Raw genomic sequence first — 19,811 nt, forward strand, 5'->3', positions numbered from 1 at the left:
AAGGCGCGAGAAGGGCGCTCGGGGCGGCAATGGTATTGCTAAGTCCATGACCGTCGCCCGCCCGGACGAGGTGCGCCGCTATAACCGGTCCAGCCTCTTGAGGCTGCTGCATACCGGAGGACCCACCACCCGGGCAGCGCTCGCCACCGCGTTGGGGCTCAATCGATCCACCATCAAAATGCTGGTCGACGGACTCGCCGAAGCCGGATTGGTGGAGGAGCGGGTGCCGCGGCTGGCCAGCGGCGCGGGCCGCCCATCGCTGCTGGTGCTGCCGCAACCGCAGTCCGCGGCGGTGCTGGCGGTGGATGTGCGCGCCGAGCACGCCGGGATCGCGCTGGTCGGCTTCGGCGGGCAGGTACTCGGGCGCAACAGCTGGAATCTGCATGGGCGGCAACGGGAACCGGATGAGGTGATCACCCACGTCGCCGAATCCGCCGCGCTGCTGGCCGATGATCTCGGGGTGCGGCCGCTCTCGGCGGGGGTGTCCGTGCCGGGGGTGGTGCGGCGTTCCGACGGCCTGGTGCGCAGTTCGGAGAATCTGCGCTGGGCCGAGGTGGCGCTGGGGCAGCGCCTGGGTGCGGTGCTGGAATTGCCGGTCGTGGTCGGCAACGATGCCGAATTCGGTGCGCTGGCGGAACATGTGCGCGGTGCGGGCAAGGGCGCGAGCGATGCCGTGTTCGTCTCCGCCGATGTCGGGGTCGGCGGCGGATTGATCGCGCAGGGTGCGCTATTGCGCGGCTCGGCGGGCTATCTCGGCGAAATCGGCCATATGATGGTGCGCCCCGGCGGCCTGCCCTGCCACTGCGGCAATGAGGGCTGCTGGGAAACCGAGGTCGGCGAAGCGGCGCTGTGCCGTGCGCTCGGGCTGCCCGAGCACGGGCCGCGCGGGGCGATCGTCGCCGAACTCCGTGAGCTGCACGAGGATTGCGATGCCCGCCTCGCCGACTATCTGAACTGGCTGGTGCTCGGGCTGGTCAATGTCGTGAATATCCTCGGCCCGGAACTGGTGGTGCTCGGCGACCTGTTCACCGCGCTGCCCGATGCGACGGTCGCCAAGGTCGCCGATGAGGTGCGCCGTCGCAGCATGGTCAGTCGCGCGCTCGGCGGGGTGCGCATCGAAAAGTCCCGGCTGGGAGCCGATCTGAAATTGCTGGGTGCGGCCGAAGCCGCCTTCGACGGAGTTCTCGCCGCGCTGTAGCAGTAGGTGAGTGGATGCGCGGATAACGCGCGGCATCGAATCGTACGAGTCGGCGTCCGTTGGCCCGGGTCTGGTATTGAATTCACCCATGGAGCAGCTTCCCGAGGACTGGCAGCGCGGACTGGTGATCGTCGCGCACCCCGATGACATCGAATACGGTGCGGCCGCGGCCGTCGCGCGATGGACCCGGCAGGGCAAGGACATTCGGTACGTCCTGGTCACCAGCGGCGAAGCGGGCATCGCGGGACTGACGCCCGCCGAGGCCGGTCCGCTGCGCGAGGACGAGGAGCGCGCCAGCGCGCAGATCGTCGGCGTCAGCCAGGTCGAATTCCTCGGCTATCCGGACGGCCGCATCGAGGAGGGTCTCGCGCTGCGCCGCGATCTGGCGGCCGCCATTCGACGGCATCAGCCGGATATGGTGGTGCTCTTCAACTTCGGCGATGTCTGGGCGCGCGGCTACGCCAATAGCGCCGACCACCGCGCCGTCGGCCGCTCCGGCCTGGACGCGGTATCCGATGCGGGTAACGAATGGATTCACACGGACCTGGACCTGCCCCCGCACTCCCCGCGCTGGGCCGCGGTCTGCGGTGTCGCCGACGGCAGCCACGGCGTGGACGTCACCGACACCATCGAAACGGCCGTGGAATCCCTCGCCGCGCACCACCGCTACCTCGCCGCGCTGAGCTCCGACCCCGTGGTCGATCAGGCGCGCGCGGTCATCGATATGACCGCCGGTCCCAAGGAGGGCTTCCCGGCCGCCCGAGCGGTCTCCTTCGAGCTCTACTACTTCGCCGGGTAACCCCGTCAATTCGCCCGTCGGGGGGCAATACCGGCGGGTGTTGTTGGGCGAGGTGCGGGTGGGGGCGGGGCGGTGTGGGAGGCTACGCGTGTGCGAGTAGCGGTGGTGGCCGGGCCTGATCCGGGACATGCCTTTCCGGCGATCGCGTTATGCCTGCGAATGCTGGCGGCGGGCGACGATCCGGTGCTGTTCACCAGCCCGCGGTGGTTCGACGCGGCGCTGGCGGCCGGTATCGGGGTGCGGCGGTTGAAGGGGCTGGCCCCGCGCGCCGAAGATGACGATGCCGACGCGGGTGCCCGCATCCATCAACGGGCGGCGCATATTTCGACCGAGATCCTGCCGGATCTGAGCGCCATGCTCCCCGAACTGGTGGTATCGGATGTGCTCACCGCCGGCGGCGGGATGGCGGCCGAGCGGTTGGGGCTGCCCTGGGTGGAGTTGTCACCGCATCCGCTGTACCTGCCGTCGAAGGGGTTGCCGCCCATCGGAAGTGGGCTCACGCCGGGGGAGGGGATGCGCGGTCGCGCCCGGGATTCGGTGCTGCGCACGCTGACCGCCCGCGATATCCGCCGGGGCGAGGCGCAGCGCGGACTGGCGCGAGTGAGTATCGGCCTGCCCGAACAGGATCCGGGACCGGCCGCGCGCCTGATCGCCACCCTGCCCGCGCTCGAGGTGCCGCGACCGGACTGGCCGGACAACGCGCACCTGGTCGGCCCGCTGCTGTGGGAGCCGACCGATCACATTCTGGAACTGCCGCCCGGCGATGAACCGTTGATCATGGTCGCGCCCTCGACCGCGCACACGGGTGTCGCCGACATGGTCGACACCGTGCTCGAGGGTCTGCGCGGTGCGGGCGTGCGCGTCGCGGTCTCCACCCTGGATACCCCACCGGCCGAGTTGCCCGCCTGGGCCACAGCCGGTTTGGGTCGCCAGGACGAATTGCTCCGCCACGCGTCGGTGGTCATCGGCGGCGGCGGGCACGGTCTGCTCGCGAAATCCTTGCTGGCGGGTGTGCCCGTGGTCACCGTCCCCGGCGGCGGCGACCAATGGGAGCTTGCGAATCGCGTTGTCCGCCAAGGCAGTTCGATCCTCGTACGCCCGCTCACACCGGAATCGGTGCGCGACGCGGTGAAACAGATCCTCGACGATCCGGCCTACACCGCCGCCGCCCGATCGGCCGCGGCCGGAGCGGCGGTGGTCTCCGACCCCGTCCAGATCTGTCATGACGTCGCCAACACCTGACGTCGCCGGATGGGTGCCGCACGTGGATTTCGCGGAAAGCGGAGCGGTGCGCGCGGGTCTTGGCCGTGGCGTAGGCTCGCGGCCGTGCGATTGACGGAATTCCAGGAGCTGTTGCATACCGAGTTCGGCACGGCGCGCGGGGACGCGCTGCTCACCGACCATGTGCTGCCGCGGATCGGGAAGACGGGTGCGCAGGCCATCGATTCGGGCATCGATCCGCGCGATGTGTGGCGCGCGCTCTGCGCGGAGTTCGACGTACCCAAGACGCGCTGGTAGCTAGCCTGGCCACCGATCGTCGACCAGTCGCCGGGTCCGCAGGCTCACTCGTCCGGATGTGTCTTCTTGGCGTAGTGCCGGGTGGCCTTGGCGCGATTGCCACAGGTCGCCATGGAATGCCAGCGGCGAGCGCCGTTCTTCGAGGTGTCGTGGAACCAGAGCACGCAGTTGGGGTGTGCGCACTGTTTGATGCGGTCGGGGGCCGCGCCCAATAGCTCCAATAGGTTTTCGGCGGCCAGCCAGGCCGGGAACCATTCGGCCTGCCGGACATCGGGTTCGGCGACCGGACCGTCGGGGGTGAGGACGCGGCGAATGCGGCCGTGGTCCAGCACCCGGTTGAGCTCATCGGCGGAGCCGCCGCGCACAGTGAGCAGGATCGCCTCGCGCGTGGCCACGACCGCGCGCAGCGTGGCGGCGTCGACCGCGACCGAGAGGTCGTTATCCGCCAGCCACCGCCGCAATCCGGCGAGGTCGGTGAGCAGATCCTGCGGACCCTCCGCATCGATCCAGCGGGTGTTCAGCAGATCCAGCGCAAGCGGTTCGCCGAGGTGGGGGCGGGCATCGGGCACGCCTGAGACTAACTGTCGCGAGCTCGTCATCGGTGGAACACCTCCTCACTAACCGGTGCTGTCGACAATGAAGGTTGACACCACGGGTGCTCGACCCTAGGTTTCTAACCAGTGAAACGCCTCAGTATGGTTATTTCTTCCGTGAAAGGACCGCACCATGCGACCCCCACTGCCGCCCTTCGACCTGGAATCGGCCAAACTGAAGGTCCGTGCCGCCGAAAACGCCTGGAACACCCGCGATCCCGAGAAGGTCGCGCAGGCGTACACCGAGGATTCGGTCTGGCGCAATCGCGATGAATTCCTGACCGGCCGCGCCGAGATCGTCGACTTCCTGAAGCGCAAATGGTCCGCCGAGAACGGCTATGCGCTGCGCAAACAGCTCTGGAGCTTCGACGGGAACCGCATCGCCGTGCGCTTCCAATACGAATGGCATGACGATTCCGGCCAATGGTGGCGCAGCTACGGCAATGAGCTCTGGGAATTCTCCGCGGAGGGCCTGATGTCCCGTCGCGAAGCCAGCATCAACGACACCCGCATCGATGAATCCGCCCGCCGCATCTTCGGGCCGCGCACCGAGGCGGACGACAACTGGGACCTGCCGCTCCAATAGTCCGGAGGCCGTCCGTGATTCGCTGCGTGCGGAGGTCCTCTCCGGCCGCTGCACCCGGTGTGCCTCCGGGGCGGTGCGGACCCCTCCGCCGCGCCGCCCCGGAGTATCACCGGAAGTGGTGGGTGGGCGAGCTCGTGGCGGATTCGCACGCCAGCTGCGCTCGGGCCGAAAGTTGTGCTCCCGCTCGGCCATCGCGGCGGGCAGTGCCGCGATGGCCTTATGGGGCGGGTGGTTGCCGATGCGGGATTGCGTCGGCCTCTAAATAGTCGGCGATCGGGGTCCGGGGTGGCAGCCTGTACGCACCACTCGTGGACGGGGTGCTGGCACCACCGTGCGAGCGGTGCGCCCCGGGAATTGAGGTAGTGCGGTACGGGTGCGCGCCGGCGCGGGGTGGAGGATCCTCGCAGATGTGAACACCGGCCGGGTGAAGGTTGTCGTCGCCGAGGACTCGATACTGATTCGCGAGAGCGTATTGCGGGTGCTGGCAACGGATTCGGGGATCGAAGTGGTCGGGGCGGGCACCGATTTCGCCTCGACGCTCGAGGTGGTGCGTTCGGCGCGGCCGGATGTGCTCATCACCGATGTGCGGATGCCGCCCACCGGCACCGATGAGGGGGTGCGGCTGGCCAAACTGCTGCGCGAGACGCATCCGGGCACGGGGGTGCTGGTGCTCTCGCACTATGCCGAACCCGCCTATGCCGCAGGACTTCTCGACGGCGGCTCGGTGGGGCGCGGCTACCTGCTCAAGGAACGCATCGCGCATTTCGATCAGCTGCTCAACGCGGTGCACGTGATCGCGGGCGGCGGTTCGATTCTCGATCCGATGATCATGGAAGCGCTACTGGCACAACGACCACAGCGGGAGCTGGTCGACCGCCTCACCACGCGCGAACATCAGGTGCTCGGGGAGATCGCGCTCGGCGGCAGCAATCGGGTCGTCGCCGAACGGCTGGCGCTCTCGCAGCGAGCGGTGGAGAAGCACATCAATTCGATCTTCGCCAAGCTCGGGCTGACCGCGGATCCGGCACTGGATCAGCGGGTGGCGGCGGTGCTGGTATTCCTGTCCGCGAACGACCGTTAGGGGTGTGTGCACCCTTTCGATGCCCGGCCCCGCGCGGCACCATGACAGCATGAATGCCGAAGTGCCGGTGTGGATCGTCGATGATCGCGCGGCCTTCCGGCGTGCCCTGGCCGCCACGATCGCGGCCAGCGCGGGTTTCACCGTCGCGGGTGAGGCCGCCACCGGTGAGGCGGCCCTGGAACTGCTCACGCGGGCGGCGGCCGGGCTGGTGCTGATGGATATCAATATGCCCGGTATCGGCGGTATCGAGGCGACCCGCCGGATCAGCGGCGCGCACCCCGGTGTGCGGGTGCTGTTGATGTCGACCTATGACACATCTGATCTCCCGGACGAGGTATCGCAGTGTGGCGCAGCCGGATACGTGCACAAGGAAAACCTGAGCCCGGAGCTGATCGCGACGGTCTGGACCCGACTGAACCGCTGGCGCACGACTGGGACGACACCGCCGCCGTGAGCCGGATTCGGCTGCGGCAGTTCCTGTTCGCCGCCTTCGGGACCATCGCGGTACTGCTCGGGCTGTGCCTGGTCGCGCAGCTGCTGCGGCCTTCGATCTGGAATATCGCGCTGGCCGCGGTGCTGGCGTTCAACGCCCTCATCGATATCGGGGTGTTGCGGCTGGTGGAGCGCGGTGCGCTGGCCTTCGCGGTCACCGTGATCTCGATCGAGCTGTGGGTGAGCGCCATGGTCGCCTCGTATCTGTCGCCGTTCACGCTTCCGATTCATGTGGTCGCGGCGATCCTGCCCGCCATTTTCGTTGTCCCGTACGTGGATCGGCGACGACTGCCGGGCTTCTCCATCGTCACCATCGCCAGCATCGTGGTGTGCGGGGTACTGGCCGCGCCGCTGCTGAGTTCGGTGCCGCGCTCACCGGGCATCTCCGCCGCCGCCATCGTCGGACTGCCGGTGATGTCCACGCTGATCCTGCTGGTGGTGTGGCATACCGCGACCACATTGCAGGACATCGCGACCGCTGCCCGGCGCAGCGCGGACGCATTGGCCCTGTCACAGCAGCTGCTGGCGCGGCGCGCCGAACAGCTCGCGGCCTCGCGCGCCCGGCTGGTCGCGGCCATCGACGCCGAGCGGCGCAGGCTCGAACGCGATCTGCACGACGGCGCGCAACAGGATCTGGTCGCGGTCGCGGTGACGGTGCAGCTGGCCCGGCAGCTGGTGGGGTCGAACGATGACGAGTGCGCCCGAATGCTCACCGAGGCAAGCGATCTGCTGCAAACCGCGATCGGGGAGATCCGCCGGCTCGCGCACGGCATCTATCCGACCCTGCTCGCCTCGGGCGGATTGCGGGCCGCGCTGGCGGGTGTCACGCATCGCTCCGTCGTGCCGGTGCTGCTGAATATCGCCGATCTGGGCAGGTATCGCAGCGAGATCGAGACCGCCCTCTACTTCTGCTGTCTCGAAGCGTTGCAGAACACCGCCAAACACGGTGGGAACGGTGTCACCGCCACCATTTCCGCGCATCAGGACGACGGCACCTTGACGATTACGGTGTCGGACAACGGGTGCGGATTCGAACAATCGGAAAACCCGGCGGGCGTGGGACTTACGAATATGCAGGATCGACTCGCGGTGATCGGCGGCACCCTGATCGTTGCCTCGGCACCGGGGGAGGGCACGCGGGTGACGGCAACCGTTCCCGCACAACCGATTCCGGGACGCCCCCGCACCGATGGTGCGGAGACGTCCCGGGCGTGACCGCTCAGCCGACCGGTACGGCGGCGGGAGTCACCGGCGGCGACTGCACCCGCGCCCGGCGCAACAGCGCGAAGGCCACCGCGCCGAATACCAGTCCGACCACGCCTGCCACGGTGAAAGCCGTATCCAGTCCGTCCACGAACTGCCCGATCGGAGTCGGACGCGCGTCACCGGCCGCGCCGCGGAAAACGGTGCCCAGCACCGCGACTCCCAATGCGAGCCCGAGCTGGCGGGCGGTGTTCACCGCACCGGCCGCGGTGCCGCTCTGCTGCGGCGGGACGGCCGCCATGCCGGTGGACACCAGCGCCGGGGCGTTGATGCCCGCTCCCGCGCCAATCACCACCAGGCCGGGAATCAAAGCGGTCCAGGAGGATCCGCTGTCGACCAGGGTGAGCAACCCCGCCCCGATGCCGATCACGATCAGGCCCGCCCCGATCGTCCACTGCGCCGCGGCATCGTGCAGGAAGCGACCGGTCGCACCGGCCACCACGAAAGCCGTTACGGCCATGGGCAGCAATGCCAGACCGGTGCGCAGCGGGCTCATATGCAGCTGCTGCTGCAACCACAGTGAGATCAGCGGTGAGGCGGCGAAAGCCGCGAAGGTCTGCCCGGACGCGCCGAGCAGGGTTCCGGCGAAGGTGCGGTTGCGCAGCAGTCGCAGCGGCAACATCGGTGCCGCACTGCGGGATTCGATGAACACGAACAGTGCCGCGGCGACGATGCCGAACAGCAGCGCGGTCAGCGCTCCGCCGTCATCCCAGCCGTGCTCACCGCCCCGGATGATGCCGAAGGTGATCCCGGTCGCCGCCACCGTGAACGCCAGCATGCCCGGCAGATCCACCCGATGACCCGAATTGCGTTGCGAGGCGGGGAAAACGACGACCGAGAGCGCGATGGTGACCGCCGCGATCGGCAGGTTCACGAAGAAGATCCACCGCCACGACAGCAGATCGGTGAGCACACCGCCCAGCACCACGCCGAGCGCGGCCGCCGCACCGCTCACCGCACCCCAGGCGCCGAATGCGATACCGCGATCGCGGCCGGTATAGGTGGCGTGCAGCAGTGACAGCGTGGTCGCGAACATGGCCGCGCCGCCGATGCCCTGGAACACCCGGGCGAGCACGAGAAGCGAAGTGTCCCCGGCCATTCCGCACACCAGTGACGAGACGGCGAAGAGCGTGAGTCCGGCCAGATAGACGGGTTTCGCGCCGATCCGGTCCGCGAGCGAGCCGAGTACCAGCAGCAGCGCGGCCAGGGCGAGCGCGTAGCCGTCCACGATCCACTGCAGGCCCGACAGTCCGGTGCCGAGGTCGGCGGCCATATCGGGCAGGGCGACGTTCACGATGGTGACGTCGATGAGAAGCATGAGCGTGCCCAGGCACGCGGCGAAAAGGGGGAGCCATTTTCGCATGAGGGAGCCTCCACGGAAAGAATGAACGATTTGTGCGTTCAGCGTGGCTTGTGGCCCAGATTTCACACACCCACAGCGGCATCTGCGTTAGATTCTTCCTATGGTTGACGAATCCGTCCAGGAATCCGCCATCCTCGATGACCTCGATAAGCGAATCATCCACGGGCTGGTGGTGGACGCCCGCATCCCCTTCGCCAAACTCGCGGCGGTACTGGATGTTTCGGAGCAGACCGTGGCCCGGCGGTATCGATCGCTGTTGCAGCGCGGCATCATTCACGTCTCCGGGCAGGTCAATGTCGTACCCCTCGGTTACGCGCGCTGGATCCTGCGCATCCGCTCCACGCCGAGCGCGGCATTGCGGCTCGGCGAGGCGCTGGCGCGACTGCCCGAACTGAGCTGGGTCTCGCTGCTCTCCACCGGTTCGGAGATCATGTGCGTGAGCCGCGCGCGCACCGCGGAACGACGAGATGCCCTGCTGCTGAAGATAATTCCGAATGCGCCACAGGTCACCGGATTGACCGCGTACGAGGTCATGCACGGCTTCGAACAGGATGAGGACTGGCCGCGCTTCAGCCGATTGTTCACCGCCGATCAACTGCGGATGCTGGGTCCCGGCAAACCGGTGCAGGACGCGGCGGTATTCGACGAACCGTTCGCGCTGACCCGCGAGGACGAGGCGATGCTGGCGATCCTGGCCCGTGACGGGCGCGCGCCCTACGCGCAACTCGCGACCGCCACCGGCTGGAGCGCACCGCGCGTCGCACGGCGCATGAGCGAACTCGTCGAATCCGGTGTGCTGTATTTCGATCTGGATTTCGCGCTGGAACGCATGGGTTACGCGGTGCGCGCGGCGATCTGGATGCGGGTGCGGCCCGCCGATCTCGCCGCGGTCGGGTCGGCGCTGGCCACCTATGCCGAGGTCACCTACGTCGGGGCGACCACCGGGCCGACCACGCTGACCGCGGCGCTGGTCTGCCGCGATATCGCGCATCTGTACCGGTTCGTCACCGAGCGGCTGGGCGCGCTCGACGGGATCGTGGATGTGGAGGTGACACCGTCGCTGCGGACGTTCAAGCAGGCGCAGGCGCTGATGGACACCGACCGAATCTCGCTGATCCGCTGATTCGGCCACCGGAAAATATCCGTCCCGCGTGTCGGCGGGTGTGGTGTTTGCCTCGAACAGGTGTTCGTTTAAGCTCGTCGTCGGAACTTGTCGGTGCCGCCCTCTAACGTGAGCGCCAACCACAGCACGTAAAGACAACCCGCCGAAAAGGGGAACCAGACGATGGCACCACAGGCTTTTGACCGCGATAAGGCGCTGGAGCTGGCGCTTGCCCAGATCGAGAAGGGCTTCGGCAAGGGCGCGGTCATGCGCCTCGGCGAAGAGGTGCGCCAGCCCATTTCGGTGATTCCGACGGGTTCCATCGCGCTGGACGTCGCGCTCGGCATCGGCGGTCTGCCGCGTGGTCGCGTCGTCGAGATCTACGGTCCGGAATCCTCCGGTAAGACCACCGTTGCCCTGCACGCGGTCGCCAACGCACAGGCCCTGGGCGGCGTCGCCGCGTTCATCGACGCGGAGCACGCGCTCGATCCCGATTACGCCCGCAAGCTCGGCGTCGACACCGACGCACTGCTGGTCTCGCAGCCCGACACCGGTGAGCAGGCCCTGGAAATCGCCGACATGCTGGTGCGTTCCGGCGCCATCGACATCATCGTCATCGACTCCGTCGCCGCCCTGGTGCCGCGCGCCGAAATCGAAGGCGAGATGGGTGACAGCCACGTCGGTCTGCAGGCCCGCCTGATGAGCCAGGCGCTGCGCAAGATGACGGGCGCCCTGAACAATTCGGGCACCACCGCCATCTTCATCAACCAGCTGCGCGAGAAGATCGGCGTCATGTTCGGCTCGCCGGAGACCACCACCGGTGGTAAGGCGCTCAAGTTCTACGCCTCGGTGCGCCTGGATGTGCGTCGTATCGAAACCCTCAAGGACGGTTCCGACGCGGTCGGTAACCGCACCCGCGTCAAGGTCGTCAAGAACAAGGTCTCGCCGCCGTTCAAGCAGGCCGAGTTCGACATCCTCTACGGCGTCGGCATCTCCAAGGAAGGCTCGATCATCGATATGGGTGTCGAGCACGGCTTCATCCGCAAGTCCGGCTCCTGGTACACCTACGAGGGTGACCAGCTCGGCCAGGGCAAGGAGAACGCCCGTAAGTTCCTGCTGGAGAACACCGATGTCCGCGACGAGATCGAGAAGAAGATCAAGGAGAAGCTCGGCATCGGCGCGGATGTCACCGCCGAAGAGGCTCCCGCCGACTTCTAACCTCGCATGACAGACCGGTCCACCCCCGAGCCCCGGCCCACTCGGCCGGGGCCCGAGGACTCCCGCCTCGACGCCGTAGAACGCCTCCGCCGCCAACTCGACGCCATCGAGTCCCGCAGCGCCAAGCGCGCGGCGCGAGCGGGCGGCGGCTCCGGTTCGGGAGGTGCCAGGACTCGAAACGGCTCCGGCACAGGCGCTTCCTCCGGCCGTGGCGCATGGGATGCCCCCAGCAAATGGGATGACAGCGGCGCCTCCGCCGCCCCCTCCCGCTGGGAAGAATCCGCCTCGAGTGACCCGTGGTCCGGTGCCGCAGACACGTCACAACTCTGGTCCGAATCCGATTCCGGCACCGGCGGCTGGACCCAATCCTCCACCCGCCGCACCACTTCCACCCGCGCCCGCCGTGACAACACAGACCCCTCTGACGACGAGCCGAACAGCCGCCGCCCCCGGCGCGACAATGCCGACCCTGACTCCGCCGATGGCGAGTCGAGTGGCCGCCTTGCCCGTTCGCGTGATGCCGACTCCGCCGACGGCGAATCCAACGGTCGGCGTCGTCGACGCCGGGGTGACGGGGAATCGGTTGGGGGCGAGTCGGATTCGAGGCGGTCCGGGACCGACTCATCCTCGGATGGGGGATCCGGTCGGGGGCGGCGTTCGCAGCGGGCGCGTCGTCCGGGGCAGCCGGTGGAGCCGCTGCCCGACGGCGGTAAACCGGCGCAGGCCAAGGAGATCTGCCTGCGGTTGCTCACCGATCGTGCGCGCAGCCGATTCGAATTGGCGGATAAGCTTGCCGCCCGCGGCTTCTCGACCGCGGTGTCCGATCAGGTGCTGGATCGCCTCACCGAAGTCGGCCTCATCGATGACGCGGCCTTCGCCCAGCAGTGGGTCTACTCGCGCCACACCTACTCCGGCAAGGGTAAGAAGGCGCTCGCGGAGGAACTCCGCCGCAAGGGCATAGCGCCGGAAGTCGCCGACGAAGCCCTGTCCACCATCACCTCCGATGATGAACTGTCCCGCGCCGCCGACCTGGTCCGCCGCAAACTCCGCACCTTCCCGGAGGGCATAGAACGCCAGAAGGCGATCACCCGCCTGGTGGGCATGCTCGCCCGCCGCGGCTACGACCCCGGCACCGCCTTCGCGGTGGTAGCCCCCGAGGTTGCGGCCGCCGGTCTCACCGACACCCGCAAACCCCCACCGCAGTCCTCCCGCCGCACCCCGCCCGATCAGTCGGACGCCGGTTCGCACGAATCGAACGGCGGCCTCACCCGCTCCCGCGCCGGAAGCGGCGCGACCTCCGAGGCGGATTCGGAACCCGCCCGGAATGAATCGACCTCACTCCGCACCTCGAAGGCACCCAGGTCGGCCAAACCCGCGCCCGCCACCAATCGCCCGATGTACAAATTCGGCAAAGCCATCGTCACCGACGATCCCGCGGATTCCGAATCGCCCGAACAAGACTCCGACCCCGCCGCCGACCTGGTCCGCCGCAAACTCCGCACCTTCCCCCCGAACCTGGACCGCCAAAAGGCAATAACCCGCCTCGTAGGCATGCTCGCCCGCCGCGGCTACAACCAATCCACCGCCTACACCATCGTCAAAGCCGAATTGGCCGCCGCCGACCTGAACCGCCCCTGACGCCAAGGTCCCGGAGCCTTTAGTGGCGAACCCCCGGTGCGGCCCTTCTCGTCCTGACGTCCTGCCTTTTATGTCTTGGTTTTTGGCTCGCTGTTGGTGCGAGGATCGGTGAGTGGCGGATTCGGTAGAGGTTGCCTTGGCTACGGTCGCCAAGGCATTCGAGGTGTATCCGCGTAGAGCGGTGCTGGAGCGCTGCCCGCATTGCGGGCCGCCGGTCAGGGTCGACGACGCGGATCTGTATTGGCTGGCAATCAAACTCGGCAATACCGTCGGTGACCGCGAAGATGTGAAGGCACTGCTGCCGCTCTTGCTGGCACGGCTGGTCGCCTCCGATGAGCTCGATCCGGAGATCGTGCTGGGGAAGCTGGCACAGGCGAACTGGCGGAGTTGGCCGAGTACCGAACAATCGACGATCGAGGGTTTTCTCGACAGCGTATGGGGTGCGGTGCTGACCGAATTTCCGTCCGAGACCGGGGCATTCACCAGCCCGGCGGAATTCTTGCGCGCAATCGCAGCGATCGGGCTCGACCCCGCGCCTTATCTGCGGGCGTGGGAATCGACCGTGGGCGTTTCCGCCGATCGGCACCTCGCGGAACTCGTGCGGGAAGCGGTCTATCGTCCCGATCGGATGGATCGCGTGACCGCGTGGTTGCGGCGGGATGAGGTGCGGGACAGGCTGTTTCGGGCCTTCGAGAGGGACCATGCCGCCGCATGGGGCGGAGAGTTCGCGCAAGCCTACGATCTGGCGGCGATGCTGGTCAGTTGAGGACTCGGCCGTGTTGGCGGGGGCCGCGGCGGGGGCGGCGGGAGTCGGCTCGGGGGGTGGGGCGGGGGCTGGCAACGCGGGGGAGGGTTTTGGGGGTGGGGAGGGGTGCGGGTGGGTTCAGGCGTTTGCGGGCGTCTGAGAGGAGGAGGGCGCCTAGGGCGGCGGCCAGGGCGGTGCAGGCTGCGGCCAGGGGGGTGGCGAGGGCGAGCAGGAGCAGGCCGAGACGGAATTGTCTTCGGGCGCTGTCGGCTTCGCTCATTACAGCAGTATGCGAGGTAGGGGCGGTTGTTGTCCGAGGCTCGGGCACATTGGCCTGAAGTCGGGATTCGGCCCGGCTCGGGGGACGGCCATTGCGGCGGTCCGCCGAGCCGGGGCGGTTGTCAGGTGAGGCTCATGCCCGGGGCCGCGGTGCTGGCGTTGGCGGGCAGGGCTGTTCGGCTGCCGCGTTTGCGGGTGCGGAGCCAGCGTTCCAGGCGGGTGGCGATCACGCTGAGGGTGTAGTTGAGGGCGATCATGATCACCGCGATCACCAGGAGGGCGGGGATGGTGTTCTGTTCGGCCGCACCGAGTTGCTTACCGGCGCGGACCACCTCGACGTAGGTGATCTGGTAGCCGAGGGCCGAATCCTTCAGCGCCACGACCATTTGCGAGACCAGGGCGGGCAGCATGGCGGTGATGGCCTGGGGAAGCAGGACCAGGCGCATGACCTGGTTCTTGCGCAGGCCGAGGGCCACCGCCGCTTCGGATTGCCCGCGCGGCAGCGAGCGAATGCCCGAGCGCACGATCTCCGCGATGACCGATCCGTTGTAGACGGTCAGCGCGGTCACCACGGCGGCGAGCGCCAGCTGATCCGACGGGAACACATTGTTCTGCGAGAACATCGCGAACAGGAAGATCATCAGGATCAGCACCGGGATCGCCCGGGCCACCTCCACGACCGTTCCCGCGAAGATCCGCACACTGCGATGATCGGACAGCCGCAGGATGCCGAACACCATGCCGATCACCAGCGCGAACACGATCGACAGCCCGGCCGCCTCGATGGTTCCGCGCAGACCCGGCAGCAGATACGTGGACCAGATGTCCCCTTCCAGGAACGGCTTCCACTTCGCCGCCTCGAACTGGCCCTTGCTGTTGAACGCGTCGTAGACGAACCACAGCAGCGCCGCCGCGATCACCACGACCACGACGCTGTAGATCCGGTAGCGCAGCCGCGCGCGGGGGCCCGGTGCGTCGTAGAGAACCGATGCCGAGCTCATCGCGCCACCTCATATCGTTTGGCCAGCCAGCCGAACAGCAGACCGGCCGGCAGGGTCAGCACCACGAAGCCGAGCGCGAAGATCGCGCCGATGGCCAGTGGGGCGGCCTCGTTCTCGTTCATGGTGTCCATCAGCAGCGCGGCCTCGCCGACACCGATCACCGAGGCGACGGTGGAATTCTTGGTCAGCGCGATGAACACACTGCCGAGCGGGCCGATGATGGCGCGAAATGCCTGCGGCAGCACCACGAGTCGCAAATTCTGCAAAAATGTCAGGCCCAGTGAGCGGCCCGCCTCGGATTGCCCCAGCGGCACGGTATTGATGCCCGCCCGCAGCGATTCGCAGACGAAAGCCGCCGTGTACACACCCAATCCGAGCACCGCGAAGCGGAAATTGTTCTCCGCCAGATCATTCGGTCCCGATGCGGCGAGTTTGACGCCGAGCGTGGAATACAACCCGATCGAGCAGAAGATGACGATCAGCGTAAGTGGCGTATTGCGAAAGACATTGACGTATGCCGTGCCGAGTAACCGCGCGATCGGCACCGGCGCCACTCGCATCCCGGCCACGATCGTGCCCAGAACCAGTGCCAGCACAGCCGAATACAGCGTCAGTTTGATGGTCACCCAGAACGCGTCCAGCAGCTGGGTGTGGTAGTCCGAGATCAAGTTGAACACGGCGCCCGAGCCCCTCCGTTCGAAATAGAAAGCGTGCCGGGCGGATCCACCGCCCGGCACGCCTGCTCAACTCAGTACCGGTCGACCTGCGGCGGCGCGGGAATCTCGAAACCCGTTCCGGCGAAGTTCTTCTCCAGTGCCGCCTTCCAGGCGCCGCTGGTGATCATGGCCTCGATGGCGTCATTGACCTTGCCGCGGAATTCGGCATCGCCCTTCTTGACGCCGATGCCGTACTTCTCGGTGGTGAACGGCGCGCCGACGACCTTCAGCGCACCCGGGGACTGCGCCGCGTAACCGCGCAGAATGATGTCATCGGTGGTGACCGCGTCAACTGAACCGGACTTGAGCGCCTCCACGCACAGCGAGTACGTGTCGTACTCCTGCAGCTGAACGTCCTTGGCGTACTTGTCCTTCACGTTCTGCGCCGGGGTGGAACCCTTCACCGAGCACAGCTTCTTATTGCCGTTGAGCGAATCCGCACCGGTGATATCGGTATTGTCCGAACGCACCAGCAGCGACTGCCCGGTCAGGTAGTACGGCCCCGCGAAATCGACCTTCTCCTTGCGCTTATCGGTGATCGAGTAGGTCGCGGCGATGAAATCGACCTGACCGTTCTGGATCAGCGTTTCGCGCTGCGCCGACGGCGCTTCCTTGAAGGTGATGTTCTCCGGCTTCACGCCGAGCTTATCGGCCACGAACTTGGCCACATCCACATCGAAACCGCTGAACGAGCCATCCTTGTTGTGCAGGCCCAGACCCGGCTGGTCGTACTTGATGCCCACGGTCAGCTTGCCGCTCGCCGCGTTCTGCTGGGCGGACTTATCGCTGCCGCCACCACAACCGGCGGCCACGACGGTTAGGGCCAGTGCCCCGACTGCGACCTTGAGTACCTGGTTGAACCTCATCGAGAGTCCTTCTCTGTAGGGAAACGTCTGTAGGGAAACGTCAGTGGCTCAGGATCTTGCCGAGGAAATCCTTGGCGCGATCGGATTTGGGTGCGGTGAAGAACGAGTCCGGATCGGTGTCCTCGACGATCTGCCCGTCGGCCATGAACAGCACGCGATTGCCCGCGCGGCGCGCGAACCCCATCTCGTGCGTGACCACGACCATGGTCATACCGTCCTTGGCCAGCTGCACCATCACCTCGAGCACCTCGGACACCATTTCCGGGTCCAGCGCGGAGGTGGGCTCGTCGAACAGCATCACCTTGGGATTCATGGCGAGCGCCCGCGCGATCGCCACGCGCTGCTGCTGTCCGCCGGACAGCTGCGCCGGATACTTGTCCGCCTGATTGGCGATGCCGACCCGTTCGAGCAATTCCATGGCGTGCGTGCGAGCCTGCGCCTTATCGGTACCGCGCACCTTCACGGGCGCGAGCATGACGTTCTCCAGAATCGTCTTGTGCGCGAACAGGTTGAAGGACTGGAACACCATGCCGACATCGGCACGGAGTTTGGCCAGCGCTTTACCCTCATCGGGCAGATTCACCCCGTCGATGGCGATCTCACCGGAGTCGATGGTCTCGAGCCGGTTGATGGTGCGGCACAGGGTCGACTTGCCGGAACCCGAAGGTCCCACCACGATCACGACCTGCCCGGAGGGCACCTCGAGATTGATGTCACGCAGCACGTGCAGCGAGCCGAAGTGCTTGTCCACACTCCGCATCGAGATCATCGGCGCGGACTTGCTGATGGAAACAGGCGCGTCGGTCATGACCTGTGACCTTAGAGGCACTGTGCCCGAAATGCTCGTCTTCGGTGGGAACACCGGTACTGTGCCTCGACTCGACACCCTCCCGTAACCGGCGATTGATACCGCGGTGATCGCGGAGACGCAGGTCACCACCATCGGACGGGGTTTATGGCCCCGAGAGCCCAGCCATTACCCTGATTGGGTGAATTCGTTGGCGCAGGTTTCAGCACATGACGCGGTTGCCGAGCAGGATGCGCGCACCTACGAGGTGCGCACCTACGGCTGCCAGATGAATGTGCACGACTCCGAACGACTTTCGGGCCTGCTCGAAGATGCCGGATACGTCAGGGCCGCCACCGGCGATACCGCCGACCTGGTGGTCTTCAATACCTGCGCGGTCCGCGAGAACGCCGACAACAAGCTGTACGGCACCCTGAGCCACCTCGCGCCGATCAAGGCCGAGCGGCCGGGCATGCAGATCGCGGTCGGCGGTTGTCTCGCGCAGAAGGACCGCGACACCGTGGTCAAGAAGGCGCCGTACGTGGACGTGGTGTTCGGCACGCACAACATCGGCTCGCTGCCGGTGCTGCTGGAGCGGGCCCGCCACAATGCGCAGGCCCAGGTCGAGATCATCGAATCGCTGGAGGCGTTCCCGTCCACGCTGCCCGCCAAGCGCGAATCCGCGTACGCCGGCTGGGTGTCGATCTCGGTGGGCTGCAACAACACCTGCACGTTCTGCATCGTGCCCGCGCTGCGCGGTAAAGAGGTCGACCGCCGTCCAGGCGATGTGCTCGCCGAGGTGCAGGCGCTGGTCGATCAGGGCGTCATGGAGGTGACGCTGCTCGGACAGAACGTGAACGCCTACGGCGTCTCCTTCGCCGATCCGACCGAGGAGCGCGATCGCGGCGCGTTCGCGAAACTGCTGCGCGCCTGCGGCAGCATCGAGGGCCTGGAGCGGGTGCGCTTCACCTCCCCGCACCCGGCCGAATTCACCGATGACGTCATCGAGGCGATGGCCGAGACCCCGAATGTCTGCCCGCAGCTGCATATGCCGCTGCAGTCGGGTTCGGATCGCGTGCTCAAGGCCATGAAGCGGTCGTACCGCAGCGCCAAATTCCTCGGCATCATCGAGAAGGTTCGTGCGGCCATGCCGCACGCGGCCATCACCACCGACATCATCGTCGGCTTCCCGGGCGAGACCGAGGAGGATTTCCAGGCCACCCTGGATGTGGTGCGCAAGGCGCGGTTCACCAGCGCCTACACCTTCCAGTACTCCATCCGCCCGGGCACGCCCGCCGCGGATATGCCCGATCAGCTCCCCAAAGAGGTGGTGCAGGAGCGCTATATGCGACTCATCGCGCTGCAGGAGCAGGTCTCCCTCGAAGCCAATCAGGAGCTCATCGGCACCACGGTCGAACTGCTGGTCGCCGAGGGCGCGGGCAAGAAGAACGCCGCCACCGCCCGCATGAGCGGCCGTGCCCGGGACGGCCGCCTGGTCCACTTCCGGCCGACCGCCGATCTGCCCGCGGGCTCGGAAATCCGCCCCGGCGATATCGTCACGGTGGCGGTCACCGAAGCGGCCCCGCATCACCTCATCGCCGATGCCCCGATCCAGTCGCACCGCCGTACGGCCGCAGGCGATGCCCACGAACGCGGCATCACCCCGAAAACCGCCCCCATCGGCGTCGGTCTCGGCCTGCCCAGCATCGGCAAGCCGCTCGTCGTCGCGGCCGCCGCCGCAGGCTGCGGCTCCGAATGCGGTGCCTGATCGCGTCCTGATTCCGACACCGCGTAGTAGTCGGAATTCGGGGCGGGGCATGATGGGTCGACCCCACTCCCGCATGACTCAGGATCACCACAGATGACCGAGCAGCAGCCGAACGGCCCCGACGACGGTTCCGCGCAGGACCCACAGCAGGCGGAAGAGTCAGCGGCACAATCAGATTCGGCGCGTGCGGATGCGCCCGAGGCGAACGAGGAGACCATGAAGTCGGCGGAGAACAGTCAGGACTTCGAGCAGTTCCGCGCGGATCTCGAGGCCGTCGAGCGCAAGATCGCGGGGGAGATCGACCCGGGCGTGCGCGCGATGGTCGTCGCGGGCGCGGTATTCCTGCTGCTGTTCTCGCTGGTGCTGCCGCATGCCGGGCAGGCGCGCGGCTTCGATGTGATCCTGTACGACGCCGCGGCGAAGGCCGAGCACATCGGCCTGCCGTCGCGGGTCTTCGAATGGTTCGTGGTGGTCTTCGGCATCGGCTTCTCCCTGCTGGCGCTGGCCACCCGGCGCTGGGCGCTGGCGTGGATCGCGGTCGCGGGCTCGGCCATCGGCAGCGTGTTCGGCGTGTTCTCCATCTGGCACCGCAACACCCCGGGCCTGGGCAACTATCACGGCGCGGGCCCGGGCATCGGCCTGATCCTGTCCACCATCGTGATCATGGTGCTGACCTTCCACTGGATTCGCGTGGTCTGGAGCCGCACCACCGTGCACCTGGCCGCCGAGGAACAGCGCCGCATCGCCGCCGCCGAAGCCGAGGAACGCGACCACCGCCGCCTGTTCGGCGATAAGTAG

Annotated in this window: 20 protein-coding genes and 1 pseudogene; 14 read left to right on the plus strand and 7 right to left on the minus strand. The window is 67.2% G+C overall.

Going from position 1 to position 19,811, the window contains the following annotated elements:
* Positions 1-46: 46 nt before the first annotated feature.
* The 4 genes from ACFC4D_RS30605 to ACFC4D_RS30620 all read left to right on the plus strand — a co-directional run bounded on the left by ACFC4D_RS30605 (position 47) and on the right by ACFC4D_RS30620 (position 3,515).
* Complete coding sequence (locus ACFC4D_RS30605) at positions 47-1,198, plus strand: ROK family protein (RefSeq protein WP_375954349.1); 1,152 nt, start codon at positions 47-49, stop codon at positions 1,196-1,198.
* A gap of 88 nt (positions 1,199-1,286) precedes the next feature.
* Positions 1,287-1,997 carry a PIG-L deacetylase family protein gene (locus ACFC4D_RS30610; protein ID WP_376068439.1) on the plus strand — a complete coding sequence of 237 codons (711 nt, stop codon included), beginning with the start codon at positions 1,287-1,289 and terminating at the stop codon, positions 1,995-1,997.
* A 90-nt stretch (positions 1,998-2,087) separates the two neighbouring features.
* Positions 2,088-3,239, plus strand: a complete 1,152-nt coding sequence (locus tag ACFC4D_RS30615) for a glycosyltransferase (RefSeq protein ID WP_376068441.1) — start codon at positions 2,088-2,090, stop codon at positions 3,237-3,239.
* An 84-nt stretch (positions 3,240-3,323) separates the two neighbouring features.
* Complete coding sequence (locus ACFC4D_RS30620; protein ID WP_364631202.1) at positions 3,324-3,515, plus strand: DUF3046 domain-containing protein; 192 nt, start codon at positions 3,324-3,326, stop codon at positions 3,513-3,515.
* 44 nt (positions 3,516-3,559) lie between these two features.
* Here the strand turns inward: ACFC4D_RS30620 and ACFC4D_RS30625 are convergent, their stop codons facing one another.
* The gene (locus ACFC4D_RS30625) at positions 3,560-4,114 is read right to left on the minus strand and encodes a CGNR zinc finger domain-containing protein (RefSeq protein WP_376068443.1); all 555 of its coding nucleotides are present in this window, start codon (positions 4,112-4,114) and stop codon (positions 3,560-3,562) included.
* 127 nt (positions 4,115-4,241) lie between these two features.
* Between ACFC4D_RS30625 and ACFC4D_RS30630 the strand changes: the two genes are divergently transcribed.
* From ACFC4D_RS30630 to ACFC4D_RS30645, 4 genes are all read left to right on the plus strand, one after another.
* A complete protein-coding gene (locus tag ACFC4D_RS30630; protein ID WP_376068445.1) occupies positions 4,242-4,694 on the plus strand; it encodes a nuclear transport factor 2 family protein in 453 nt (150 codons plus the stop codon).
* 409 nt (positions 4,695-5,103) lie between these two features.
* Entirely contained in the window at positions 5,104-5,775 is a 672-nt protein-coding gene (locus tag ACFC4D_RS30635) for a response regulator (protein ID WP_376068446.1), read from the plus strand.
* Between the two features lie 49 nt (positions 5,776-5,824).
* A complete protein-coding gene (locus ACFC4D_RS30640) occupies positions 5,825-6,229 on the plus strand; it encodes a response regulator transcription factor (RefSeq protein ID WP_376068448.1) in 405 nt (134 codons plus the stop codon).
* Positions 6,226-7,482, plus strand: a complete 1,257-nt coding sequence (locus tag ACFC4D_RS30645) for a sensor histidine kinase (RefSeq protein ID WP_376068450.1) — start codon at positions 6,226-6,228, stop codon at positions 7,480-7,482. Before ACFC4D_RS30640 ends, ACFC4D_RS30645 begins: the two co-directional genes overlap by 4 nt.
* 4 nt (positions 7,483-7,486) lie before the next feature.
* On the opposite strand, the gene ACFC4D_RS30650 is transcribed toward ACFC4D_RS30645, so the two are convergent.
* Positions 7,487-8,893 carry an MFS transporter gene (locus tag ACFC4D_RS30650; RefSeq protein ID WP_376068452.1) on the minus strand — a complete coding sequence of 469 codons (1,407 nt, stop codon included), beginning with the start codon at positions 8,891-8,893 and terminating at the stop codon, positions 7,487-7,489.
* Positions 8,894-8,993: 100 nt separating this feature from the next.
* Between ACFC4D_RS30650 and ACFC4D_RS30655 the strand changes: the two genes are divergently transcribed.
* The 4 genes and pseudogenes from ACFC4D_RS30655 (at position 8,994) to ACFC4D_RS30670 (ending at position 13,617) form a co-directional block, all read left to right on the plus strand.
* On the plus strand, positions 8,994-10,016 hold the full coding sequence (locus tag ACFC4D_RS30655) for an Lrp/AsnC family transcriptional regulator (protein ID WP_376068453.1): 1,023 nt from the start codon (positions 8,994-8,996) through the stop codon (positions 10,014-10,016).
* A gap of 162 nt (positions 10,017-10,178) precedes the next feature.
* Positions 10,179-11,213 carry a recombinase RecA gene (gene recA / locus ACFC4D_RS30660; RefSeq protein WP_364631220.1) on the plus strand — a complete coding sequence of 345 codons (1,035 nt, stop codon included), beginning with the start codon at positions 10,179-10,181 and terminating at the stop codon, positions 11,211-11,213.
* A gap of 654 nt (positions 11,214-11,867) precedes the next feature.
* A pseudogene (recX, locus tag ACFC4D_RS30665) lies at positions 11,868-12,386 on the plus strand (recombination regulator RecX); the annotation flags it as partial.
* A 646-nt stretch (positions 12,387-13,032) separates the two neighbouring features.
* A complete protein-coding gene (locus tag ACFC4D_RS30670; protein WP_376068455.1) occupies positions 13,033-13,617 on the plus strand; it encodes a hypothetical protein in 585 nt (194 codons plus the stop codon).
* Here the strand turns inward: ACFC4D_RS30670 and ACFC4D_RS30675 are convergent.
* From ACFC4D_RS30675 to ACFC4D_RS30695, 5 genes are all read right to left on the minus strand, one after another.
* The gene (locus tag ACFC4D_RS30675; RefSeq protein WP_376068456.1) at positions 13,610-13,876 is read right to left on the minus strand and encodes a hypothetical protein; all 267 of its coding nucleotides are present in this window, start codon (positions 13,874-13,876) and stop codon (positions 13,610-13,612) included. The two genes, ACFC4D_RS30670 and ACFC4D_RS30675, sit on opposite strands and share 8 nt — an antisense overlap.
* 121 nt (positions 13,877-13,997) lie before the next feature.
* The gene (locus ACFC4D_RS30680) at positions 13,998-14,876 is read right to left on the minus strand and encodes an amino acid ABC transporter permease (protein ID WP_376068458.1); all 879 of its coding nucleotides are present in this window, start codon (positions 14,874-14,876) and stop codon (positions 13,998-14,000) included.
* Complete coding sequence (locus tag ACFC4D_RS30685) at positions 14,873-15,553, minus strand: amino acid ABC transporter permease (RefSeq protein ID WP_364631228.1); 681 nt, start codon at positions 15,551-15,553, stop codon at positions 14,873-14,875. Before ACFC4D_RS30685 ends, ACFC4D_RS30680 begins: the two co-directional genes overlap by 4 nt.
* Positions 15,554-15,624: 71 nt before the next feature.
* Entirely contained in the window at positions 15,625-16,458 is an 834-nt protein-coding gene (locus ACFC4D_RS30690) for a glutamate ABC transporter substrate-binding protein (protein ID WP_364631231.1), read from the minus strand.
* A 40-nt stretch (positions 16,459-16,498) separates the two neighbouring features.
* Positions 16,499-17,227 (minus strand): amino acid ABC transporter ATP-binding protein, encoded by a 729-nt coding sequence (locus ACFC4D_RS30695; RefSeq protein WP_364632785.1) that lies wholly within the window; start codon positions 17,225-17,227, stop codon positions 16,499-16,501.
* A 229-nt stretch (positions 17,228-17,456) separates the two neighbouring features.
* Here ACFC4D_RS30695 and miaB point away from each other — a divergent pair, with 229 nt between their 5' ends.
* Together miaB and ACFC4D_RS30705 are read left to right on the plus strand one after the other, a co-directional pair.
* Positions 17,457-19,013 (plus strand): tRNA (N6-isopentenyl adenosine(37)-C2)-methylthiotransferase MiaB, encoded by a 1,557-nt coding sequence (miaB, locus tag ACFC4D_RS30700; RefSeq protein ID WP_376068688.1) that lies wholly within the window; start codon positions 17,457-17,459, stop codon positions 19,011-19,013.
* 216 nt (positions 19,014-19,229) lie between these two features.
* Entirely contained in the window at positions 19,230-19,811 is a 582-nt protein-coding gene (locus ACFC4D_RS30705) for a hypothetical protein (protein WP_364632787.1), read from the plus strand.

Source organism: Nocardia sp. NPDC056000, assembly GCF_042269265.1.
GTDB lineage: Bacteria > Actinomycetota > Actinomycetes > Mycobacteriales > Mycobacteriaceae > Nocardia.